The sequence below is a fragment of the Pseudomonas sp. M20 genome (genome assembly GCF_045037865.1).
Classification (GTDB): Bacteria; Pseudomonadota; Gammaproteobacteria; order Pseudomonadales; family Pseudomonadaceae; genus Aquipseudomonas.
Map to the genome: position 1 here is coordinate 955,698 of NZ_CP173611.1, position 19,892 is coordinate 975,589.

The 19,892-nt window shown below is 58.3% G+C and carries 20 protein-coding genes; 7 read left to right on the forward strand and 13 right to left on the reverse strand.

Features of this window, described 5'->3' with window-relative positions:
- Positions 1 to 42 precede the first annotated feature (42 nt).
- The 7 genes from ACI514_RS04340 to ACI514_RS04370 form a co-directional block, all read right to left on the reverse strand.
- Positions 43 to 3,687 (reverse strand): transporter substrate-binding domain-containing protein, encoded by a 3,645-nt coding sequence (locus ACI514_RS04340; RefSeq protein WP_405123137.1) that lies wholly within the window; start codon positions 3,685 to 3,687, stop codon positions 43 to 45.
- An 8-nt stretch (positions 3,688 to 3,695) separates the two neighbouring features.
- Positions 3,696 to 4,322 carry a response regulator transcription factor gene (locus ACI514_RS04345; RefSeq protein ID WP_007908640.1) on the reverse strand — a complete coding sequence of 209 codons (627 nt, stop codon included), beginning with the start codon at positions 4,320 to 4,322 and terminating at the stop codon, positions 3,696 to 3,698.
- Between the two features lie 361 nt (positions 4,323 to 4,683).
- Positions 4,684 to 6,012 carry a deoxyguanosinetriphosphate triphosphohydrolase gene (locus tag ACI514_RS04350; protein WP_160058895.1) on the reverse strand — a complete coding sequence of 443 codons (1,329 nt, stop codon included), beginning with the start codon at positions 6,010 to 6,012 and terminating at the stop codon, positions 4,684 to 4,686.
- A gap of 76 nt (positions 6,013 to 6,088) precedes the next feature.
- Entirely contained in the window at positions 6,089 to 7,252 is a 1,164-nt protein-coding gene (locus ACI514_RS04355) for an EAL domain-containing protein (protein ID WP_160058894.1), read from the reverse strand.
- Between the two features lie 123 nt (positions 7,253 to 7,375).
- Positions 7,376 to 7,714 carry a hypothetical protein gene (locus tag ACI514_RS04360; RefSeq protein ID WP_160058893.1) on the reverse strand — a complete coding sequence of 113 codons (339 nt, stop codon included), beginning with the start codon at positions 7,712 to 7,714 and terminating at the stop codon, positions 7,376 to 7,378.
- A complete protein-coding gene (locus ACI514_RS04365) occupies positions 7,711 to 8,097 on the reverse strand; it encodes a phage holin family protein (protein WP_016985474.1) in 387 nt (128 codons plus the stop codon). The genes ACI514_RS04360 and ACI514_RS04365 overlap by 4 nt, the downstream gene beginning before the upstream one ends.
- A 2-nt stretch (positions 8,098 to 8,099) precedes the next feature.
- Positions 8,100 to 8,414 (reverse strand): YqjD family protein, encoded by a 315-nt coding sequence (locus ACI514_RS04370; protein ID WP_025113166.1) that lies wholly within the window; start codon positions 8,412 to 8,414, stop codon positions 8,100 to 8,102.
- Positions 8,415 to 8,717: 303 nt separating this feature from the next.
- Here ACI514_RS04370 and ACI514_RS04375 point away from each other — a divergent pair, with 303 nt between their 5' ends.
- Entirely contained in the window at positions 8,718 to 9,926 is a 1,209-nt protein-coding gene (locus ACI514_RS04375; RefSeq protein WP_160058892.1) for an ammonium transporter, read from the forward strand.
- Here the strand turns inward: ACI514_RS04375 and ACI514_RS04380 are convergent.
- Entirely contained in the window at positions 9,923 to 11,635 is a 1,713-nt protein-coding gene (locus tag ACI514_RS04380; RefSeq protein WP_160058891.1) for a monovalent cation:proton antiporter-2 (CPA2) family protein, read from the reverse strand. The two genes, ACI514_RS04375 and ACI514_RS04380, sit on opposite strands and share 4 nt — an antisense overlap.
- A gap of 208 nt (positions 11,636 to 11,843) precedes the next feature.
- Between ACI514_RS04380 and ACI514_RS04385 the strand changes: the two genes are divergently transcribed.
- The 3 genes from ACI514_RS04385 to ACI514_RS04395 all read left to right on the forward strand — a co-directional run bounded on the left by ACI514_RS04385 (position 11,844) and on the right by ACI514_RS04395 (position 13,471).
- Positions 11,844 to 12,080, forward strand: coding sequence for a glutaredoxin family protein (locus ACI514_RS04385; protein ID WP_160058890.1), 237 nt, complete (start codon positions 11,844 to 11,846; stop codon positions 12,078 to 12,080).
- A 112-nt stretch (positions 12,081 to 12,192) separates the two neighbouring features.
- Positions 12,193 to 12,510 carry a transcriptional regulator gene (locus ACI514_RS04390; RefSeq protein ID WP_123466484.1) on the forward strand — a complete coding sequence of 106 codons (318 nt, stop codon included), beginning with the start codon at positions 12,193 to 12,195 and terminating at the stop codon, positions 12,508 to 12,510.
- A gap of 70 nt (positions 12,511 to 12,580) precedes the next feature.
- Positions 12,581 to 13,471 carry a pseudouridine synthase gene (locus ACI514_RS04395; RefSeq protein ID WP_160058889.1) on the forward strand — a complete coding sequence of 297 codons (891 nt, stop codon included), beginning with the start codon at positions 12,581 to 12,583 and terminating at the stop codon, positions 13,469 to 13,471.
- Between the two features lie 79 nt (positions 13,472 to 13,550).
- On the opposite strand, the gene ACI514_RS04400 is transcribed toward ACI514_RS04395, so the two are convergent.
- Together ACI514_RS04400 and mobA are read right to left on the reverse strand one after the other, a co-directional pair.
- A complete protein-coding gene (locus ACI514_RS04400) occupies positions 13,551 to 13,772 on the reverse strand; it encodes a YgdI/YgdR family lipoprotein (protein WP_007908660.1) in 222 nt (73 codons plus the stop codon).
- Positions 13,773 to 13,850: 78 nt separating this feature from the next.
- Entirely contained in the window at positions 13,851 to 14,453 is a 603-nt protein-coding gene (mobA, locus tag ACI514_RS04405) for a molybdenum cofactor guanylyltransferase MobA (RefSeq protein WP_160058888.1), read from the reverse strand.
- An 81-nt stretch (positions 14,454 to 14,534) separates the two neighbouring features.
- Between mobA and moaB the strand changes: the two genes are divergently transcribed.
- Together moaB and glp are read left to right on the forward strand one after the other, a co-directional pair.
- On the forward strand, positions 14,535 to 15,074 hold the full coding sequence (gene moaB, locus ACI514_RS04410) for a molybdenum cofactor biosynthesis protein B (protein WP_007908664.1): 540 nt from the start codon (positions 14,535 to 14,537) through the stop codon (positions 15,072 to 15,074).
- Positions 15,058 to 16,284 carry a gephyrin-like molybdotransferase Glp gene (gene glp, locus ACI514_RS04415; RefSeq protein WP_160058887.1) on the forward strand — a complete coding sequence of 409 codons (1,227 nt, stop codon included), beginning with the start codon at positions 15,058 to 15,060 and terminating at the stop codon, positions 16,282 to 16,284. The genes moaB and glp overlap by 17 nt, the downstream gene beginning before the upstream one ends.
- Before the next feature lie 55 nt (positions 16,285 to 16,339).
- Here the strand turns inward: glp and ACI514_RS04420 are convergent, their stop codons facing one another.
- Positions 16,340 to 16,648, reverse strand: a complete 309-nt coding sequence (locus tag ACI514_RS04420; RefSeq protein WP_174244470.1) for a hypothetical protein — start codon at positions 16,646 to 16,648, stop codon at positions 16,340 to 16,342.
- Between the two features lie 313 nt (positions 16,649 to 16,961).
- On the opposite strand from ACI514_RS04420, the gene yegS reads away from it, so the two are divergent.
- The gene (yegS, locus tag ACI514_RS04425; RefSeq protein WP_160058886.1) at positions 16,962 to 17,879 is read left to right on the forward strand and encodes a lipid kinase YegS; all 918 of its coding nucleotides are present in this window, start codon (positions 16,962 to 16,964) and stop codon (positions 17,877 to 17,879) included.
- On the opposite strand, the gene ACI514_RS04430 is transcribed toward yegS, so the two are convergent.
- Together ACI514_RS04430 and ACI514_RS04435 are read right to left on the reverse strand one after the other, a co-directional pair.
- Positions 17,863 to 18,522 carry a response regulator transcription factor gene (locus ACI514_RS04430; protein ID WP_160058885.1) on the reverse strand — a complete coding sequence of 220 codons (660 nt, stop codon included), beginning with the start codon at positions 18,520 to 18,522 and terminating at the stop codon, positions 17,863 to 17,865. The genes yegS and ACI514_RS04430 overlap by 17 nt on opposite strands.
- On the reverse strand, positions 18,519 to 19,412 hold the full coding sequence (locus tag ACI514_RS04435; RefSeq protein WP_160060119.1) for a sensor histidine kinase: 894 nt from the start codon (positions 19,410 to 19,412) through the stop codon (positions 18,519 to 18,521). The genes ACI514_RS04430 and ACI514_RS04435 overlap by 4 nt, the downstream gene beginning before the upstream one ends.
- Positions 19,413 to 19,892 lie beyond the last annotated feature (480 nt).

Genomic DNA, 19,892 nt, shown 5'->3' on the forward strand with positions numbered 1-19,892 from the left:
GCTCTCCATGATGGTTAACTCACTGCTCAGCGCCAAGCATAGTTAAGGCAAGCTCATTGTGCTTTGATCCGACACCGCCAATTGTTGCTGCAAGGCTTGCTCAAGATCGAGCATCGCCCGGTTGCTCGCTTCGCAACAGCGGGCGATCTCGTCTGTCGACATGACCTCGGCGCAGGCCTGCTCAAGGGCATCGCAACACTCGATCACGCGTGATGCCTGAGCGATACGCGCGGCTCCCTTGATCTTGTGAGCGACCACCGCCAGCGCCCCGCGATCATGTTCAGGCGACAGCGCGAGCAGTTCCTGACGATCGAGGCGGCTGCTTTTGAGCAGCTCGGCCAGCAGGCGGCGAGCTTGAGCAGGGTTGCCTCCGGTCAGCATGTTCATGTTCTGCAGGTTGAAGGCTGGTGGTGCAAACGTCGGCGTGATGCCATCGACCCACTGGCTGAGCAGGCTCAGGCTCAAGGGCTTGAACAGGCAATCGTTCATGCCGGCCTGTTTGCAGCGCTGGATTTCCTCCGGCTGTGCATTGGCTGTGAAGCCCAGTACGGTGCAGGGTGGGCAGCGTGTCTGAAGTTCATGCTGGCGAATGGCGCGAGTCAATTCGTAGCCATTCATCAACGGCATGTTGCAGTCGACGATCACCAGGTCGAAATGGCCGGCCTTCCACAGTTCGAGGCCACTGCAGCCGTTCTCGGCAATGCTGAATTGATGGCCGAGAAACTCCAGTTGCTGACACATCAGCAAGCGATTGGCCGGGTGGTCATCCACCACCAGCACACGCAGGGGAGAGCAGGATGTCTTGATCGCAGGTTCACTTTTGATCGTATTCACCTGTATCGGCAGTGTTTCCAGGGCCAGTGAGAGGCAGACCTGGGTACCGATGCCCGGCTGACTGCTTAATTGCAGTTGTCCACCCATCATTTCGCACAGGTTGCGACTGATCACCAGCCCCAGGCCGGCACCGCTTCTGCCTTGTTGACTGCTGTTTTCGGTCTGGGCAAACGGTTCGAACAAGCGTTGCTGATCCTCCGCACTGATGCCGACACCGCTGTCCTGCACGGTCAGTTGCAGCAAGGCGCGGGCGGGCGCATCGGTGTTCATGAGATCGAGGGTAATGCGCACATGGCCTTGTTCGGTGAATTTGATCGCATTGCTGACCAGATTCGACAGCACCTGTTTGAAACGCAAAGGGTCCAGATACACATCGACGGCCAGATCCGGCGGATTGAAGATGACTTGCAGGGAGAGATTCTTCTGCCGCGCGAGACCGTCGAAGATCCTCGCCACTGACGTCACGGTGTCGACCAGATTGACCCGTTCCGGGCAAAGACTCAGGCGTCCGGATTCGATCCGCGCGATATCGAGAATGTCACCGATCAACCCCAGCAGATCCTTGGCCGAATGATAGGCCGTGTCGATTGATGAGCGATCCGGATGTTGTTGATCCATGCGTTTGAGCGTCAGTTCGAGCATGCCGATCACGGCATTCATTGGCGTACGGATTTCGTGACTCATGGTCGCCAGAAACGTGCTTTTCGCCCGGTTGGCATCATCTGCCTGTTCTTTGGCCGTGCGCAGTTCCTCGAACAACTGACGGCGGTCGCTGATGTCGATCCAGCCGCCGATGATGCCTTGCACATCACCGCTGGAGTCACGGTACGGCAGTATCCAGTGATAGATCGTCAGACGTCGGTTACCGATGTGCAAAGGCCGGTCGACGACCATCGGTGTGCCTTCGGCGACGACGCGTTGATAGTCGGCCTGAAAAGCCTGAGCCTCGAAGGCGTTGCTCAAGGTGCCCTCGATGACGCTTTTGCCGATGACGTCTTCGCGTTTGGCATTGAACGCTTCGAGGTAGCTTTCATTGCAGCTTTGCAGCAGACCTTGGCGGTCGCGCACATAAATCGGATGCGGCGTGCCGTCGACCAGTGAACGCATGAATTCGAACTGGTCGTTCAGCGCGCGCTCGGCGGCCTGGCGTTGTTTGATCTGGTGACGCATATAGGCGTTCCAGGCCAAAAGCAGCAGCAGTAGCAGGCAAGCGCCGACGATCACTTGATAAAACAGGCGCTGGTAGTTGTGCCAGATGTTTTGAGACGCCGCGGAATAACCGCGCCAGCGGCCATTGATCACGCCCAGCTCATCGGGGGCGATGCTCAACAATGCTTTGTTGATGATCGACGTCAGCTCGGTGTTGTCTCGAGCGGTTGCCAGCGAAAATGCCGCCTGGCCGGTGCCGATGGTGGTGGTGATCTGCAGCGCTTGATTAAAGATCCGCGAAGAAATGAAGTAGTTGGCAATCACCAGTGAGTTCACCGCGCCGTCGACATGCCCTTCTGCGAGCAGCGACACCGCGCTGAAGGTGTCCGCGGTTTCGATCAACTGGATGCGCGGGTACTCTCGGCGCAGGTATTCGACCATCGGATTGCCTTGGGCAATCGCCAGTTGCTTGTCTTTGAGCTGGCCCAGGTTGGTCGGGCCGTCGGCACTCTTGCGGGTCAGCAGAACGTAGGAATTTTCCAGATAGGGACGACTGAAGTTGAGGGTTTTTTCGCGCTCCGCTGTTGGCAACAATGCTGCGATCAGATCGGCTTGATGGCGGTCTATCTGCTGGATCATTTCCGCGTCATTGCGGCTGCGCCGGATCTCGAAACGCAGGCCGGTGCGTAGGCGGATCAGTTCGAGCAGGTCGGCACTGATGCCGCGAAAATTGCCGTCGTTGTCAAAGAATGTCAGGGGCGCGAACGCTTCATTCACGACCACGCTGACCACCGGATGCTGTTTGAGCCACACCTCTTCGCGCTGGGTCAGTTGCATTTTTCGGTCAGTGAGCAACAGATCGCTGCCGGCGCTCCAGCGCTTGGCAATATTGTCGCGTTCGCTGGCAGGCACTGCCTTGAGTACGGTGTCGACGATGTCGAGCAACTGTGGGTTGTTGCGGCGCACGGCGAAGCTGAACCCCTGGGCTTCCTGCTTGCCGAAATTGGCCATGCGCACATTGTTCAGGTAACCCTTGTTGATCATGTAATGAGTCGACAGGGTATCGCCGAGAAACACATCGGCCTGATCAAACGCGACGGCGTTGATCGCGTTCTGGTAGGAGGGGTAGCAAGTAATGAGCGCCTTGGGATACAGCGCCTTGACTTCGGGTAACGGCAAATAGTGATAGACCATGCTCAGCCGCAGCCCGGCCAGGCCTTCGGTGAGTGAGCGGGTTTCGTCTTCGCGGGTGACCAACACCGGCAGGTCGATGGCATAGGGGGTCGACAGCGCCAGATTGGCATTGCTCGCTTCGAACCCGTTAGCGGTACCCAGCAGGTCGACCTGGCCATCGACCAGTGCCCGAATCGCCGCATCCCGGGAAGGAAAGCGCTGCACCCGGACAGGTAGACCGGTGGCCTGGCCAAGGAGTCCGGCGTAGTCGGCTGTCAGCCCTTCGTAATCCTTGCCACTGACCGTCATGTCAAACGGCGGGTAGTCAGGCGCCGAGGTGCCCAGAACCAGTTCGCTACGTGCACGCATCCAGTGCCGCTGGGACTCATCGAACGTGATCGATACCGGCTCGTTTGCCGACCTGCTGAGCAAGGCATAGTCCGGTGAAGTGCCGGGCATGGCGAACACATTGGCGCTCAGGTAAAGACCTGCACTCAACGCAATTAGATAGTCCTTCAAACGGCTGGGCATGCGGGCTCTCACACGAGTGCGTTTCGTTTGGCCATCTCGATAAGTTCTACAAGGGATTTGGCCTTGAGTTTCTGCATCAGTCGTTTTTTATAAGTGCTGACGGTTTTATTACTTAGAAACATGCCCTTGGCGATCTCTTTGTTAGTGCGGCCTTGGGCGAACAATTGCAGAACCATCAGCTCGCGATCATTGACGGATTTGAACAGTTCCAGTTCGGCAAAACGGATATCGTCACTGCGAACCGGATTCAATGCCTGGCTGGGGAAATAGTTGTAACCGGAAAGTACTGCCTTGATTGCACTGACCAGTTCACTCAGGTCCTCCTGTTTGCAGACATAACCCGATGCGCCGGATTGCATGCAGCGAATGCCGAACAGTGTCGGACACTGCGCCGTCAGAATCAGGATTTTCAACGGCGAGCCCATGGCGTTGAAGCGGGCCAATACTTCCAGGCCATCCAGCTTGGGAATACTCACATCGAGAATGACCAGATCGGGCATGCACTCGCGCACCATTTGCATGGCATCGACTCCGTTATCGGTTTCACCGACGACCTTGTAACCTTCATGCTCCAGCAGCATTCGAACGGCGAGACGGATGACCGGGTGATCGTCGACAATAAAAACGGAGTTCATAATCAAATCCCATGCAAGCACGAATAAAGCGCGCACCTTAGCTCAGTTGAATGAGCACTCGCATGAAGTGACATGGCTCTAGTCACGTTATCGGATTAATCCTACAACCAATAAGGAAGCGGACTACGTTCAAACTAGGTTTGACGTAAGGAGGAGCAGAATTTGAAGAGGCTTATAGTTTGACTTGATTGATTTGCAAGTACTGGCTGTAAAGGGCTTTTTGTAGATGTTTAAACTTGCTTCATTGCCGCTTGGTCATTGTGGGTTTTCAGACCTGTCAGTCGCTCGTAAAAATCCGTGGGTCGACGATGGGGGGCTGCATGCGGGTGGCCAAAACTATCGCCGCCCGCATGCGATGGGGTCAGTGGCTGGAGCGGCCGGTCATTTCCAGCGCCATGTCGCTGGCGTAGCTGTCGGTCATGCCGGCAATGAAATCGATCATGCGCAGAAACGACGTGTGTAACGAACCCCGAGGATCCGGCGCGTTACTGCCCAGCAGATCGAGAATACGCCGGCTCTTGAACGACGGCGTACGCCCGTTGTGTTGTTCCAGCGCGGCACCGCAGAACGAATTGAGCAAGATCTCCAGCGTCGTATAGGCGCCGATTTCATGCAGGGTTTTGCGTTTGTCCTGAAAGATTTTCTTGCGGGCGATGTCCTTGGCATTCAGCACGCAACGCTTGGCCGGGCCGTGCATGTGCTCCACCAGATCGCCGTGCAGCGTGCCGGCGAGCAGTGCATCTTGTTGCTCGACAAAAGCCCGCGCCGCAGCGTTGGTCAAATGCTCGATGGCCTTGCCGCGCAGGATCGCCAGTTTGCGTCGACGCGAATCCTGTGGGCCGAGCTGACGATAGGTTTCCGGCAGATCATCACCCACTAGCCCGAGCAGCAGGGATTCGACTTCGGCGTATTCCAGTAGCTCCATTTCGAGGCCGTCTTCGAGGTCGATCAGCGCGTAGCAGATGTCGTCGGCGGCCTCCATCAGATACACCAACGGATGACGCGCCCAACGCTGGTCTTCGATTTGCGGCAGGCCCAGTTTGTGGGCGATCTGCTCAAGCAGCGGGAGTTCGCTCTGATAGCAGCCGAATTTGTGTTTCTTGTAACCCAGGGAGTCGGCGTGACGCGCGGTCCACGGGTATTTCAGGTAGGTGCCGAGGGTGGCGTAGGTCAGCCGTGTACCGCCGTCGAACTGGTGATACTCCAGCTGAGTCAGTACGCGAAAGCCCTGGGCATTGCCTTCGAAGTTGAGGAAGTCAGCGCGTTCGGCTTCACTCATGCCGTCCAGCCAGCCACGCCCGGCGGCCTGCTGGAACCAGTGGCGAATGGCATCTTCACCGGAATGGCCGAACGGCGGATTACCGATGTCGTGAGCCAGACACGCCGACTGCACGACCATGCCGAGGTCGGCCGGGTCGCACCATTCGGGCAAGGCACTGCGCAGGGTTTCGCCCACCCGCATACCCAGCGAACGGCCGACGCAACTGACTTCCAGCGAATGGGTCAGGCGTGTGTGAATGTGGTCGTTGCTGGTGACCGGGTGCACCTGGGTCTTGCGTCCGAGGCGGCGGAAGGCACCGGAGAAAATAATGCGGTCATGGTCTTTGTGGAAAGGGCTGCGGCCAAGTTCTTGCGGGCTGTGCAGCGGCTTGCCGAGGCGTTCGCGGTTGAGCAGGGTTTGCCAATCCAAGGCTGATTCTCTCCGTCAGGTGGCTGGGGGCGTTGGCCCCTAGCTTCCCGGTTCGCGCACGCCCCTGCAAGCGTAACTACAACCCTGCCGCGTCGATGTCGATCAACAGCAAACGCTCACCGTTGTCAAAAAACTGTCCGGCCGTCAGGCAGTATTGATTACTGGTGGCATCGCGGTAGGTATTGGAGAGTGTCAAACGCCGCTCCTCCCAGCCTTCGGCAAGCAAATGATAGAAGTACGGACGCCATGACCAGTTGTGCCCCAGATAACGATTGTCGGCGACCCAGCCGTGCTGCCGCCATTCGAGGTTGGGCGTCAGTTGTGTGCCGTGGCGATCGCATTGATAGAAACGCAGCAGCCAGGGGAAGGCCTCCAGTTGTGGCAATGCGCTTAACGGTGCACGTGCCTGAGCCCAGGCTTGCAGGATCGACATCAGTTCAGCGAGTTGCTGGCGCATTTGCATCAGCCGCCCGCGCTCGGCGAGCTTCTGCCGGACATAGCGCTGGCGCAGTTCGGCGAAGCGTTGCACGAACGCGTCAGTGGGGAAAAACGCCTCCTGTGCCCGCGCGAACAGGAAACCCTGTACATAGCGCGATCCGCATTCCAGGGCGAAATTCAGCTGTGCTTCGGTCTCGACGCCTTCGGCAATGATCCAGCAACCGGTCTTCTCAGCCATCTGTGCGAGAGCCTTGACCACATCACTGCTCGGCCCACCCAGTGCCGCGGCCTGGAACAGACGCATATCGAGTTTGAGAATGTCCGGTTGCAGGGCCAGTACACGATCCAGTTGCGAGTAGCCGGCGCCAAAGTCGTCGATGGCGATTCTCGCGCCCGCCTCGCGATAGCGCGCGACGACTTCGGCCAGGCGTTGACCATTGCCAGCCAGTTCGGTGATTTCGAAAACAATACGTTGCGGATCGATGTTGTAGCGTGCCAATTGCTTGAGGCTGGGCAAGGCTTGATCGGCGCGCAGGCGACTGATCCAGCGCGGTGACATGTTCAGGCTGAGAAACCAGTCTGCCGGCGCTTCGTGCAAGCGGCTCAAGGCGTTGTCGCGGATCTGCCGGTCGAGGCGCCGCAGGGCTATGGCGGGTGTGCGCGGGTCGGCGAACAAAGGCCCGACCGAATTCAATTGACCGTCAGCCTGGCGCAGGCGACCCAGCGCTTCAACGCCGGCAATGCGTCCCGTGGCGGTATCGATAAAAGGTTGAAAGCAGGCGAGCGGTTGCCCGTCGATCACGGGGCCTCCTTAGTGGTTCTTGTTCTGATGAACCCCGCCGACCGGGTAGGCGCACGGGATTGAACCTCCGGATAAAGAGGTTCATCCCGCCGCTATTGCAAGAATGTAGCCAGATGTATCTGCTTAGCGTTTCGCCGAGCTCTGCATGACCAGTTTGATCAGCGGACCGAGACTGGTGCCGAGTCGGATCAAGCGAGTCAATCCGCCAGCGCCGCCGCTTTTCGCGCCTTTGCCGGTGATAAAACCCAGTAGCGTAACGGCGGCCACGCCCCACAATGGCGCGTGTTTGATGCCGAAGCCACCTTGCAGGTTTTGCGTCATGCCGCGCATGCGGTGCAGGGGTTGCAGGACTTGCCCGGCTTCATGACGGATTTCCTGACGATGCATTTCCATGCGCAGACGGATCAACGCCTTGCGCATTTCCCGACGCGAGCTGTTGTGTGGCAGTTCAGGCAGGCTCATGGCAGCAGGCGCTCCCGGTCGTTGGCCAGCTCTTCGAGCGTGCCGTGGAAAGGCGAGGACTCATCGAAGATTGCTGCCTTGAGGCGCAGCCCACAGAAGATCGAGGCCAGGGTATAGAAAACGCACAGGCCAATGATCGCGGCCAAGCGGTAAGTGTCCCAGAACACGATCATCACCAAGGTCGATAACCCCACCAGCAATAACAGGGCAAAGACCAAGGCCAAGCCGGCGAACAGCAACAGGCTGACGGTGCGTGATTTCTGCTCCTGCAATTCGATGCCGAACAATTCGACATGGCTGTGCAGCAGACCGAGAACGGCGGCGCCCAGGCGTCGCGTGGAGGAGGCGGTGCCCGCAGTCGGGCCGGATTCACCGATCGACATAATCAGCGCCGAGTAGCCAGCAGGCCGATCAGGAAGCCGACACCGGCAGCGATACCGACGGACTGCCAAGGGTTGGCCGACACATAATCTTCAGTGGCAGTCACGGCGGCCTGACCGCGATCACGCAGGGTGTCTTCGGTCAGTTTCAGGGTTTCGCGGGCGCGCAGCAGGCTGTCGTGGATCTGCTCGCGCAGCTCATCGGCCTGATCGCCGGCCAGAGTGGCGGTGTGCTCGAGCAAGCGTTCGGTGTCGGCGACCAAAGTCTGGAAGTCGTTCATGAGGATTTCTTGAGCAGTCTTTGCCTTGATGCTGGCCATGGTGGATCTCCGTAAGTGACGTCTGAAGCGTTCGAGTATGAGCCTTGCGCGAAGGTTCAGTACAAATGACTGGTACAACTTTTGCTGTGTCGTGGTGCGTCGCTCGGCGTTGTGCGCTGTTGCCGGGCGTGCGCCTTGAAAAACCTTATCCCAAACAAGCCCGGTTCGTGTCAGGACATCAACCTCGTGCGCCAAAGCAGTTCGCCGGACATCCGGATTCGTGACTGCGCGGTCGCAACTTGGTGCATGAAATGTGCGCATGAACCGCTTTGGTGCCTTTTTCGCCTTTAGGTCTGCCTGCTTATGGAAAATCTGCAAAGCGCTGTGGACACCCTGGTTCACAGCTCCAATACCTTGTTCATTCTGATCGGTGCGGTGATGGTGCTGGCGATGCACGCCGGTTTCGCCTTTCTGGAGGTCGGTACGGTCCGCCAGAAAAACCAGGTCAATGCGCTGTCGAAGATTCTCAGCGATTTCGCCGTCTCGACGCTGGCCTATTTCTTTATAGGCTATTGGATCTCTTATGGCGTGACGTTCATGCAGCCGGCGGCGGTGCTGAGCGCCGATCACGGTTATGGACTGGTGAAGTTTTTCTTCCTGCTGACCTTTGCCGCTGCGATCCCGGCGATCATTTCCGGTGGCATCGCCGAACGCGCGCGTTTCGTGCCGCAGTTGTGTGCCACGGCGCTGATTGTCGCGTTCATCTATCCGTTTTTCGAAGGCATGATCTGGAACGGCAACTACGGCCTGCAAGCGTGGCTGACGGCGCAGTTTGGTGCCGCTTTCCATGATTTCGCCGGTTCCGTTGTAGTGCATGCCATGGGCGGTTGGCTGGCGCTGGCGGCGGTATTGCTGCTGGGGCCGCGTAATGGCCGATATCGCGACGGTCGTCTGGTGGCGTTCGCACCGTCGAGCATTCCCTTTCTGGCGCTGGGTTCGTGGATTTTGATCGTCGGCTGGTTCGGTTTCAACGTGATGAGTGCGCAAACACTGCAAGGCGTCAGCGGTCTGGTGGCGGTCAATTCGCTGATGGCGATGGTCGGTGGCACGATGGCAGCGCTGCTCGTCGGGCGCAATGACCCGGGCTTTCTCCACAACGGTCCATTGGCCGGTCTGGTCGCAATCTGTGCCGGCTCCGATCTGATGCATCCGGTCGGCGCCTTGGTGACTGGCGCGATTGCCGGTGCGCTGTTCGTCTGGTGCTTTACTGCAGCGCAGGTGAAATGGCGCATCGATGATGTGTTGGGCGTGTGGCCGTTGCATGGCTTGTGCGGCGTCTGGGGCGGGATTGCCTGCGGGATCTTCGGCCAGACTGCGCTTGGCGGGATCGGTGGCGTCAGCCTGATCAGCCAGTTGATCGGCACCGCACTCGGCGTCGCGGTGGCGCTGATCGGTGGCTTCGTCGTTTACGGCGTGATCAAGGCTCTGCACGGGCTGCGCCTGAGTCAGGAACAAGAGTTTTACGGCGCCGACCTGTCATTGCACAAGATCGGCGCGGTGAGCCAGGACTAAGTCTCGGCATCGTCGCTACCGGGATAAAAGCCGTGGAGCAGGCGATAGCGGTCGATGCGCACCTGATCGACTTTTTCCTGCACCTGATGCGCCGGCAAGCCAAGCATGATCAAAGCGTGGGCGGCGAGCATCAGGCTCGACTCCAACAGCTCCGGCACCACTTCGGTGGCGCCGGCGGCTTTCAATTCGGCCCATTGGCTGTCGTCGCGGGTGCGCACCAGGATCGGCACGTGGGCGTTGAGCCGGCGCGCTTCCTTGAGGATACGCAGGGCAATGTCACTCTGATCCACCGCAACCACCAGCAGTCTGGCGCGCAGCAGGCCAACGGCGATCAGCAGATCGGCGCGTGACGAGTCGCCGTAATGCACGTCACTTTCTCCACTGGCGGCTTCCTGTACGCGAACCGGATCACTGTCCAAGGCGATATAAGGCTGTTTGGCATTGCGCAGGAAACGCCCGATGGATTGGCCGACGCGGCCGTAGCCACATATCACCACGTGCTGATTGAGGTCGGCGTTGAGTGCGCTGATCTCCTCGATCTGTGCTTCCTGATTGGGCTTGCGGTGCAGGGCGGCCGCGATGCGGGGAGCTGCGCGCAGCAACAGTGGCGTCAGCAGCATCGAGCAGAACGTTGCGGCGAGCAGAAGATCGCTCAATGCTTCGGGCATCATGCTGTGTTGCTGCATCTGCGCCATCAGTGCGAAGCAGAACTCGCCACCTTGAGCCAATGCCAGACCGCTGCGCCACGCCGTTTCGCTGTCGCTGCCGCGCCACTTCACCAACAAGGCGACGACGATGCCCTTGATCACCATCAAACCGACGGTGAGCCCGAGGATCAGCAGGCTGTGACTGACGAACAGTTGCAGGTCAATGAGCATGCCGATGCTGACGAAAAACACGCCGAGCAGGATGTCGCGGAATGGCCGGATGTCGGCCTCGATCTGATGCCGATAGTGGCTTTCACCGAGCAACATGCCAGCCAGAAATGCACCGAGGGCAGGGGACAGGCCCAGCAGGTGAGTCAACCACGCGGTCAACAGCACAATCACCAGCGCCAGCAGCACGAACAATTCTGCCGAGCGTGACGCGGCCACTTCATGAAACAGCCTCGGCAGTAACCAGCGACTGGCCAGCAGCAGACCGACAAACAGCACCACGGTTTTTGCCAGCGTCAGTGGCAGCGCCCAGTACCAGGCTTGCTCGCTGCTGCCGGCGAACACGGGCACCAACGTCAGCAGCAATACCGCGACCACGTCCTGAAACAGTAAAACACCAACCGCATTCTGGCCGTGGCTGCTGAACACCTCGCCAAGGCTGCCCAACTCTTTGGTCACAATCGCCGTTGATGACAGCGAAAGCCCGGCGCCGAGCAACAGCGCGGGTGTGATCGGCATGCCCAACAGCATCAATAGCAGCCCGAGCAGCGCGGTGCTGACCAGCACCTGCTGACTGCCGAGACGGAACACTACTTGGCGCAGCGCGATCATCTTCGACAGGGAGAACTCCAGACCCAGTGAAAACAACAGAAACACCACCCCCAACTCCGCGACGTCGGGCAAGTGTTCGCTCTCGTTGACCCAGTCGAACGCACTCGGTCCGACCAGCAGTCCCACGCACAGATAACCCAGAACCGGCGGCAAGCGCAGGCGACGGAACAGGGCAATCACCACGAGAGACGAGGCGAGGATGATCAACAGATTGGCAAACACTGGACACTCCGATGTCAGATTCAGGCTTTTCAAGCGTAGAGGCAAAAAGACCGGGAGGATCGCGTAAATGGTTTTTCTGCGGACTGATTTGCGTCAGGGTTTTGCCTGTGAACCTTTGTCGGGACGCTTGAGCCTTTGGGCGGCGGTGGCTCGACGGGTTTTCAGCTGCGGCCTAGAATAGGTCCACTCATTTTCTGGTTGAGCAATCATGCCTCCTGAATGTCAGCTTTTCGGCACCCTTGGATGCCATTTGTGTGAAGTCGCCGAGGCTGAGCTGATGCCTTTTGTCGAGCATGGCTTGCTGGTCGAACTGGTCGATATCGCGGATGACGAATCGTGGTTCGAGGCTTATAGCCTGCGAATTCCGGTATTGCGTCGCATCGACACCGGGGCTGAACTGGATTGGCCATTCAGCGCTGATCAAGTCGTGGCGTTTTTGCGTTAATCCAAGTTTCCTGGCTAATCCCGCCGGTCGCCGCTGCCATCCATTCCTTGGCATTTTGCGGATTGTTCGGTTACTGTATGTTCATACAGTAAATGCTTCAGAGGGATGAACCGTGGTCAATGTCGAACAGTTGAAGAACAGCGTGAACCGGATGTCGGTTGACGTGGTGCGCGAGGCCGTTCTCGAATTGCGCCTGGACGGGTTGGTCACGGAAGGCAAGACGCCCTTCAACAAGCTGCATTTCAACACCTGCTTTGCCGAGATCGAGGCCTTGTTTCAGCGTGCCGGTTATCACAAGCAACTGGATGTGGTCGGTTATCAGGGTTTGCTTTACGCCTTGTATGACCCGGGCCGCTGGGAGGCCGTCGATGTGCTGCGCTGGCTCAAGGAGTTCACTGAGGCTGCAGCGCTCAAAACGATCCCGGCCTGAGCATTCAACGCTAGGCTCGTTTTCCTCTGTGCTGGATAATGCCGCACTGCATTGAGGGTTCGATTTCCGTATGTCCACATCTACATTCTCTGCTGCGCAGAATCAGGCGAGCACACTTTATCTGCCGCCCGGTAAATGGCTGACCGTACTCGATTGCCTGTGCGAGCATTTCAGCGCCATTGATCGCGAGCAATGGCTGGACCGGATCGCCCGGGGGCGAGTGCTGGATGGCCATGGTCGGCCGATCCCGGTGGATTTGGCTTACAAGGAAGGTTTGCGGATTCACTATTTTCGCGAAGTGCCGGACGAAAAGCCGATCCCGGTGGTCGAGTCGATTCTGTATGCGGACGAGCATCTGGTAGTGGCTGACAAACCACATTTTCTGCCAGTGACACCAGCAGGTGAGTACGTCGAACAAACGTTACTGCGGCGTTTGATCCGACGTATGGACAATCCTCACCTGGTGCCACTGCACCGCATCGACCGGCATACGGCGGGACTGGTTATTTTTTCGGCCAATCCGCAAACCCGTTCGGCCTATCAGTCACTGTTCCCCACGCGGCAGATCGACAAGCGCTATGAAGCCATCGCCCCGGCGCTGCCGGGTCTGAACTTTCCGCTGGTGCACAAGAGCCGTCTGGTGGATGGCGAACCGTTTTTCCGCATGCAGGAAGGCGCGGGGGCCAGCAACACCGAAACGGCGGTGGAGGTTCGGGAAAAGAATGGCGATCTGTGGCGCTATGGTTTGTTTCCGGTAACCGGCAAGAAACATCAGTTGCGCGTCCACATGACTGCGTTGGGGGCGAGTATCTGCAACGACCCGTTTTATCCGCAGGTGTTGAAAGACGTCGAGGATGACTATGCCAATCCGCTGAAGCTGCTGGCGCAAGGTCTACGGTTTATCGACCCTGTGACCGGTGAGGAGCGAGAATTCGAGAGTCGGATTACGCTGCAATGGTGAGGCCAAAGCCACCTTTCGAGCGCCCATGAAAAAGCCCGCATTAATGCGGGCTTTTCTGTATCCGGTATCGAACCCGAGCTTACAGCTCTTTAACGGTACGAACCTGATCCTTGTTGATGCGGGTTTCTTTGCCGTCCAGCTGTTTGAACTCGTAGAAGCCCGAATCGTCATCGTATTTCGGGGTGTCGACGGCCTGGATTTCGCGACCGTCATTCAAGGTGATCACTGTAGGCGACGAGCAACCGGCGAGGGTAGCCAGGCCCAGTGCGAGCATGAAAGTGGCGAGGGTCCGTTGAGTCATGGGTGTGTCTCCGAATGGGAATTCTTTTGGTTACTGAGCTTGAGACGTATACAAGGCGTGAGAGTTCCTTGAGTGCTGTCAGTCTGACACAGTGTTGTGGGAATTTAACAGTTCGGGGGTATTGAGGTTGGCCAGTCGCGGGTCGTTGTCCGGGCATTGCAGGGCAGTGGCGCCAAGGTTGCGCATGACCCGGCCGGGGCTGCGCTCACCGGCGTTCCAGGCCTCTTCGAAGGCGGGTCGAAGGGCTACCGGAATCACACATAACAACGGTTCCCAGTGCTCGTCATGGCGCAACATTAAAGGTTTTTCAGGATTCTGATTGGCCGTCTCACGCATGCTTTGCAGTAACGCTGCGTCAATGCGCGGAACATCACAGGGCAAGACCAGCAGATGCGGATGGCGCGCAGCTTTCAGGCCCGCACGAATGCCGGCCAATGGCCCCGGAAAATCGCCCTCGTCATCGACAACCAATTGATCGGCGAATGGCGCGTAACGCTCGCGATTGCGGTTGCAGGAGATGATCAGGTCATCGGTCAGCCCACGAACCTTGCGCTGCAAATGTGTAATCAACGGCTCGCCCTGCCACTCGACCAAGCCTTTGTCCTGGCCGCCCATGCGTTGGCCGCGTCCGCCTGCCAGGAGCAGAATGGAGCAAGGGGGCGGTTGCGTGTCGAGAATCATGGCAGCTCTCCAGAGGGGCGGCGAAAAAATGAGGCGCTGTGATATAACACCGGGCTGTTTCTCCTACAACTGGACGAGCCTATGAAAGCCAAGGCTGATGTACCTTTCGTGCCGCTCAATATTGCGGTGCTGACTGTCAGTGACACCCGAACACTGGAAACCGACACCTCAGGTCAGGTCTTCGTCGACCGTTTGACCGCTGCGGGCCATTTTTTGGCGCAGCGGGTTTTGCTCAAAGATGACCTCTACAAAATTCGCGCGCAAGTCGCCACCTGGATTGCAGACGATGTCGTGCAGGTTGTCTTGATCACCGGCGGTACCGGTTTCACCGGCCGCGACAGCACACCTGAGGCCGTTGCCTGCTTGCTCGACAAGCAGGTCGACGGGTTTGGTGAGCTGTTCCGGCAGATATCGGTAGCCGATATCGGCACCTCCACGGTTCAGTCCCGTGCGCTGGCCGGTCTGGCCAATGGCACGCTGGTTTGCTGCCTGCCGGGTTCGACCAATGCCGTACGCACCGGTTGGGATGGCATCCTGGGTGAGCAGTTGGACGCTCGTCACCGCCCGTGCAATTTCGTCACTCATTTGAAGCAGGCGGCACCTTGTGAATCCCGTGGGTAAGCCGGGCAAGAGCGGGGCACTGATGCCGGTCGAGGTGGCGCTGGCGCGTCTGCTCGAAATGGCCGAGGCCTCACCCATTGTCGAGCGTGAATATTTGCCGCTGGCTCAGGTTCAGGGGCGGGTGCTGAGCGAAGATCTGATTTCGACGCTGGATCTGCCCCCGTGGCCGAACAGTGCCATGGATGGTTACGCGCTGAACCTGACGGATTGGGATGGCCAGCCGATGCCGGTCAGTCAGAAGGTATTTGCCGGGCAATCCCCCGAACCACTGGCGCCGGGCACCTGTGCACGGATTTTCACAGGGGCTCCGGTGCCGGCGGGTGCCGATTGCGTGGAAATGCAGGAAAACGCAGAGGTTCAAGCCGATGAAACGGTGCGCTTCCTCGAGCCGCTGAAGGTTGGGCAGAACATCCGCCCGCAAGGTCAGGAAACCACTGTCGGTGAACTGATCCTGCCCGCCGGGACTCGGTTGGGCCCCATAGAGCAGGGACTGGCTGCATCGTTGGGGTGTGCCGGGTTGAACGTCGTGCGCAAGGTTCGCGTCGCGGTGATCTCCACGGGAGATGAATTGGTCGAGCCCGGCCAGGCACTGGGGCCGGGTCAGATATACAACAGCAATCGGGTGTTGCTGTGCAGTTGGCTGCAACGTCTGGGCTGCGAGGTGATCGATGCCGGCATTCTTCCGGATAATCTGGCCACTACCCGTGCCCGTCTGGGGGAGTTGCAGGATGTTGATCTGATCCTTTCCACGGGTGGCGTGTCGGTAGGTGAGGCGGATTTTCTGGGTGTCGCCTTGCGAGAAGAGGGCGAGCTTGCCCTTTGGAAACTGGCGATCAAACCTGGAAAACCGCTGACGTTTGGCCATTTCCGCAATGTGCCGGTCATTGGCTTGCCAGGAAATCCGGCATCGACGCTGGTGACCTTTGCGCTACTCACTCGGCCATATCTATTACGCCGTCAGGGCGTTCTGGACGTCGAGCCGCTTAAGTTCAGCGTACCAGCGGGTTTTGCCTGGCCGGTGGCAGGCAATCGGCGTGAGTACCTGCGCGGCCGTCTGGAGCAAGGGCGGGCCACTGTTTACCGCAACCAGAGCTCAGGCGTTCTGCGTAGCGCCGCGTGGGCAGATGGATTGGTCGAAGTGTTGGAAGGTCGCACGCTGAGCGCCGGCGACGAAGTGGTCTTCATTCCGCTGAGTGATCTGCTGGACTGACCGCTGTCTCGCAAATACAGGCGTCGGCTGGCGGCGCCTGCAATGACTCATTCAATTAATTGCTGATCAGTGCCACAAGCTGGTCGAATCGGCTATTGGCCACCCAACCCAGCAGACCCAGCACTACCGCTGTCGCACCCGCTGAGTAAGCAAGCCGGTGTTTGATTGTTCTGACATCACTGCGGACTTCGTCCATGTCCCGCCGAAGGTACTTGAGATGGGTCTCCAGCTCGGTAACACGAGGTTCCATATCAACTTCTCCAGTGGTTTTGGCGCTGTTCTTGAATTCGGACTTTTGATTCGCGCGACTTTCGACGAGAGGGGCAACCGGGCTCAATGGCATTCTGGCTTCATGACTGGGCATGGAAGCATCCACCGGTTGTTTGAACTGTTCGCTTGCAAACTTTTTCGGCTCTCGAACTGGCAAGAGCCCTGGGGTTGTATCCACTCATTACATGCACGTCCCTGTGTGTTGGATTGAAGATTGATGCTGCAAGCACACGGTGACCCAATGTCGGAACCGGGTCAATTAAGCCGATTCCGCATGTCTTGTAAGAAAAAGTACCGCTGTGTAGGACGTCAAGGCCAGAAGGCCGAATTAATTACGGGGCTGACGGCTTTTTTGCGGGCGGCGGTGGTCAAGATGTCTCGAACCGATTCGATTAGGGAGTGATGTGATGAGTGAACGCCGGGCGCTGTTGATTCTGCATGGCAAGCAGGCACTCAACGAGGCGGTACGCACCGCCGTCGAGGACAAGCGCAAACAAGGCTGGGAGCTGGCCGTGCGCTTGACATGGGAGGCAGGGGACGCTCAGCGTTGGGTGGAGCAAGCTGTAGCGGACGGTTACACAAAGATTATCGCCGGCGGTGGAGATGGCACGTTGCGCGACATCGCCGAAGCGCTCGCGGCGCATCCGGGCAAAGCCAGTCTCGTCCTTTTGCCTTTGGGCACCGCCAATGATTTTTGCCGCGCAGCCGGCGTGCCGCTGGAGCCTGCCGAAGCCCTTGAGCTGCTCGATGTGCCGCCGCGCGACATCGATCTGGGCGAAGTGGGCGGACAGATTTTCCTCAATATGGCCACCGGTGGTTTCGGCAGTCAAGTCACGGCCAATACATCCGAGGATTTGAAAAAAGTACTCGGCGGTGCGGCCTATCTGTTCACCGGCCTGTCACGATTCAGCGAACTGCATGCCGCTTATGGTGAACTTCAGGGGCCGGATTTTCATTGGCGTGGCGAATTGTTGGCGCTGGGTATCGGCAATGGTCGTCAGGCCGGCGGCGGCCACGAACTGTGCCCGCAGGCACTGGCCGATGACGGTTTGCTGGATATCAGTATCCTGCCGGCGCCACAGGAACTGGTGGGCACGCTGAAGACGCTGCTCAGTGATGGTTTCGGGATCGATAACATGTTTGTTCGAACCCGTTTGCCATGGGTCGAAATCAAGGTGGCCGAGGGGCTCTGCATCAATCTTGATGGCGAACCGCTGGAAGGTGACAACATGCGATTTGAAGTGCGTCCGGCGGCGTTGCGCGTGCACTTGCCGGAGCATTCTCCATTGTTGGGCGGCGCCCGCTCGGTCAGTCGTCCAGGCTGATGATCTGTTCGCGCACGGCGAAAAGCACCAGGCCCGCCACGTCGTAGATTTGCAGGCGCTTCATGATTTGTGAGCGGTGGGTCTCGACAGTCTTGATGCTCAGCCCGAGGCCATTGGCGATTTCCCGGGTGGATTTGCCCCGCACGATCAAACGCAGGATTTCCAGTTGGCGGGCGGTCAGATTATGCGAGTCGGCGGTCTCCGGCTGCTGCTTCTGATTGCGGGTCAGGGCCTGATTGATCACGGTGTGTGCGATGGCGGGGCTCAGGTAGCGCTCGTTGTTGCGCAAGGCTTCCAGTGCATGTTCAAGCTCGGTAGCCGTCGTATCCTTGAGCAGGTAGCCGTGGGCGCCGGACTCGAGTGCCTGCATGATAAGCGCCGGATCGGTGTGCATCGACAGGATCAGTACCTTGCTCTGCGGACGCACTCGCTTGAGTCGTTGCAGGGCTTCCAGGCCACCGGTTTCTTTCATCGAGATATCCAGCAACACGATATCCGGACTCAACTGCTCGACCATTTCGAGCAATTGCGAACCGTCATTGGCTTCGCCAATCACCGCGTAACCGGGAATATCCAGCACCAGAGCGCGCACGCCGGCCCTGATCAGCGAGTGGTCATCCACCAGAAGTAAGTTGCAAGTCAACGCATAACCTTATTCGTACTGGCCCGCTCGAGTGCGCGAGGCGCCCAGGGGAAGAGTGCTTCGATTTGAGTGCCTTTGCCCGGTTCGCTGATGACGTTCAGGGTGCCACCCAGTTGCTCGATTCGTTCGGCCATCCCGGCCATGCCTCGTTGTCCTTCTCGACCCGGATTGGCCGCCGGGGCGAATCCCAGACCGTCATCGCTGATCAGCAGCGTCAGCCCTTTGGGCAGACGTTGCACGCGTATCACCAGGTTTTTTGCCTGGGCGTGACGCAGGATATTGGTAACAGCCTCCTGGGTGATGCGGAAGGCGGCGACCGCCATTTCTTCCGGAATACCGTTAAGGCGCTGCTGGCAATCGAGGCTCCAGTGCACGCTGGTGTTGGTCAACGTCTTGAGCAGATGTGCACGCAGGCTGGCTTCAAGTCCAAGGCTGGTCAACTGCCGTGGATTGAGAATGGCCGAAACGTCGCGCACTTTGTCGAGGGTTTCTTCCAGGGTGGCGCACAACACTGTGCATTGCTCCTGCAAGTCATCCGGCAGGCGTCGCTTGAGCCACTCGCTCTGCAGTTTGGCGGCCGTCAGCAACTGGCCGATATCATCGTGCAATTCGCGGCTGAGGCGATGGCGCTCGTTTTCCTGGACCTCCAGCAATCGGTCGGCGAGCTCTTGCGGCTGAAATTTGATCGATTTGCGTGACAGTCGATATTGCACCCAGACACACGCGGTAGCGGCGATGTCGAGCAGTAGCAGTCCGAGGCTAAGTGGTGTCGAAAGACCGTAGGTCAGCAGGCTGCCGAGCGTCGCGGTGACACACAGTATGAGTGTGAACCGGCGGGCATTTTCCCGGGAGGGTGGCCATGTAGTGATTGACTTGAGGCTGGCGTACATAACGGATGGAGCCAATGGATGTTCGCTGCGGGCAGACCGGCCTGAGGCTGGCGGGTCTCTGTCTGAAAATGCTGTCAAATATGTTATTGATTTCAACGCGGTTCAGTGAATGTGTTGACTGCCAACTATCAGTGGATAGCTGTCGCTGAAGTCACTGTGCCATTAATTTGAAAGCAACTAATGGGCGGCATAATACCACTTAAGATACCGTTGGTCGCGCTCGCTATATATGTCCAATGAGTCAGGAATTACGTGGTATTGGACGCAAGTTCCATAATGGAAAAGTCGATTTATTGAGTTCGATAGATGTAGGTGTTGCCTGAAGTTGTGCTTCTTAACACACAGGCAAACCCTGAGGCCGGCAGAAAACATGAGTGTCTGTCGTCGCTGATTATTTATTTGGATTTGTCGCTTGCAGGTATGAGCTATTCAATTACGACATTCAACGTATTCATTTTAAACGTCAGGGCGGATACAGCG

Bases quoted from the DNA above. Each gene is read 5' to 3' on its own strand.
- ACI514_RS04340 (WP_405123137.1), bottom strand. From the start codon at position 3,687: ATGCCCAGCCGTTTGAAGGACTATCTAATTGCGTTGAGTGCAGGTCTT.
- ACI514_RS04345 (WP_007908640.1), bottom strand. From the start codon at position 4,322: ATGAACTCCGTTTTTATTGTCGACGATCACCCGGTCATCCGTCTCGCC.
- ACI514_RS04360 (WP_160058893.1), bottom strand. From the start codon at position 7,714: ATGAGCCTGCCTGAACTGCCACACAACAGCTCGCGTCGGGAAATGCGC.
- ACI514_RS04365 (WP_016985474.1), bottom strand. From the start codon at position 8,097: ATGTCGATCGGTGAATCCGGCCCGACTGCGGGCACCGCCTCCTCCACG.
- ACI514_RS04370 (WP_025113166.1), bottom strand. From the start codon at position 8,414: ATGGCCAGCATCAAGGCAAAGACTGCTCAAGAAATCCTCATGAACGAC.
- ACI514_RS04375 (WP_160058892.1), top strand. From the start codon at position 8,718: ATGGAAAATCTGCAAAGCGCTGTGGACACCCTGGTTCACAGCTCCAAT.
- ACI514_RS04385 (WP_160058890.1), top strand. From the start codon at position 11,844: ATGCCTCCTGAATGTCAGCTTTTCGGCACCCTTGGATGCCATTTGTGT.
- ACI514_RS04395 (WP_160058889.1), top strand. From the start codon at position 12,581: ATGTCCACATCTACATTCTCTGCTGCGCAGAATCAGGCGAGCACACTT.
- ACI514_RS04400 (WP_007908660.1), bottom strand. From the start codon at position 13,772: ATGACTCAACGGACCCTCGCCACTTTCATGCTCGCACTGGGCCTGGCT.
- mobA (WP_160058888.1), bottom strand. From the start codon at position 14,453: ATGATTCTCGACACGCAACCGCCCCCTTGCTCCATTCTGCTCCTGGCA.
- moaB (WP_007908664.1), top strand. From the start codon at position 14,535: ATGAAAGCCAAGGCTGATGTACCTTTCGTGCCGCTCAATATTGCGGTG.
- ACI514_RS04420 (WP_174244470.1), bottom strand. From the start codon at position 16,648: ATGCCCAGTCATGAAGCCAGAATGCCATTGAGCCCGGTTGCCCCTCTC.
- yegS (WP_160058886.1), top strand. From the start codon at position 16,962: ATGAGTGAACGCCGGGCGCTGTTGATTCTGCATGGCAAGCAGGCACTC.
- ACI514_RS04435 (WP_160060119.1), bottom strand. From the start codon at position 19,412: ATGTACGCCAGCCTCAAGTCAATCACTACATGGCCACCCTCCCGGGAA.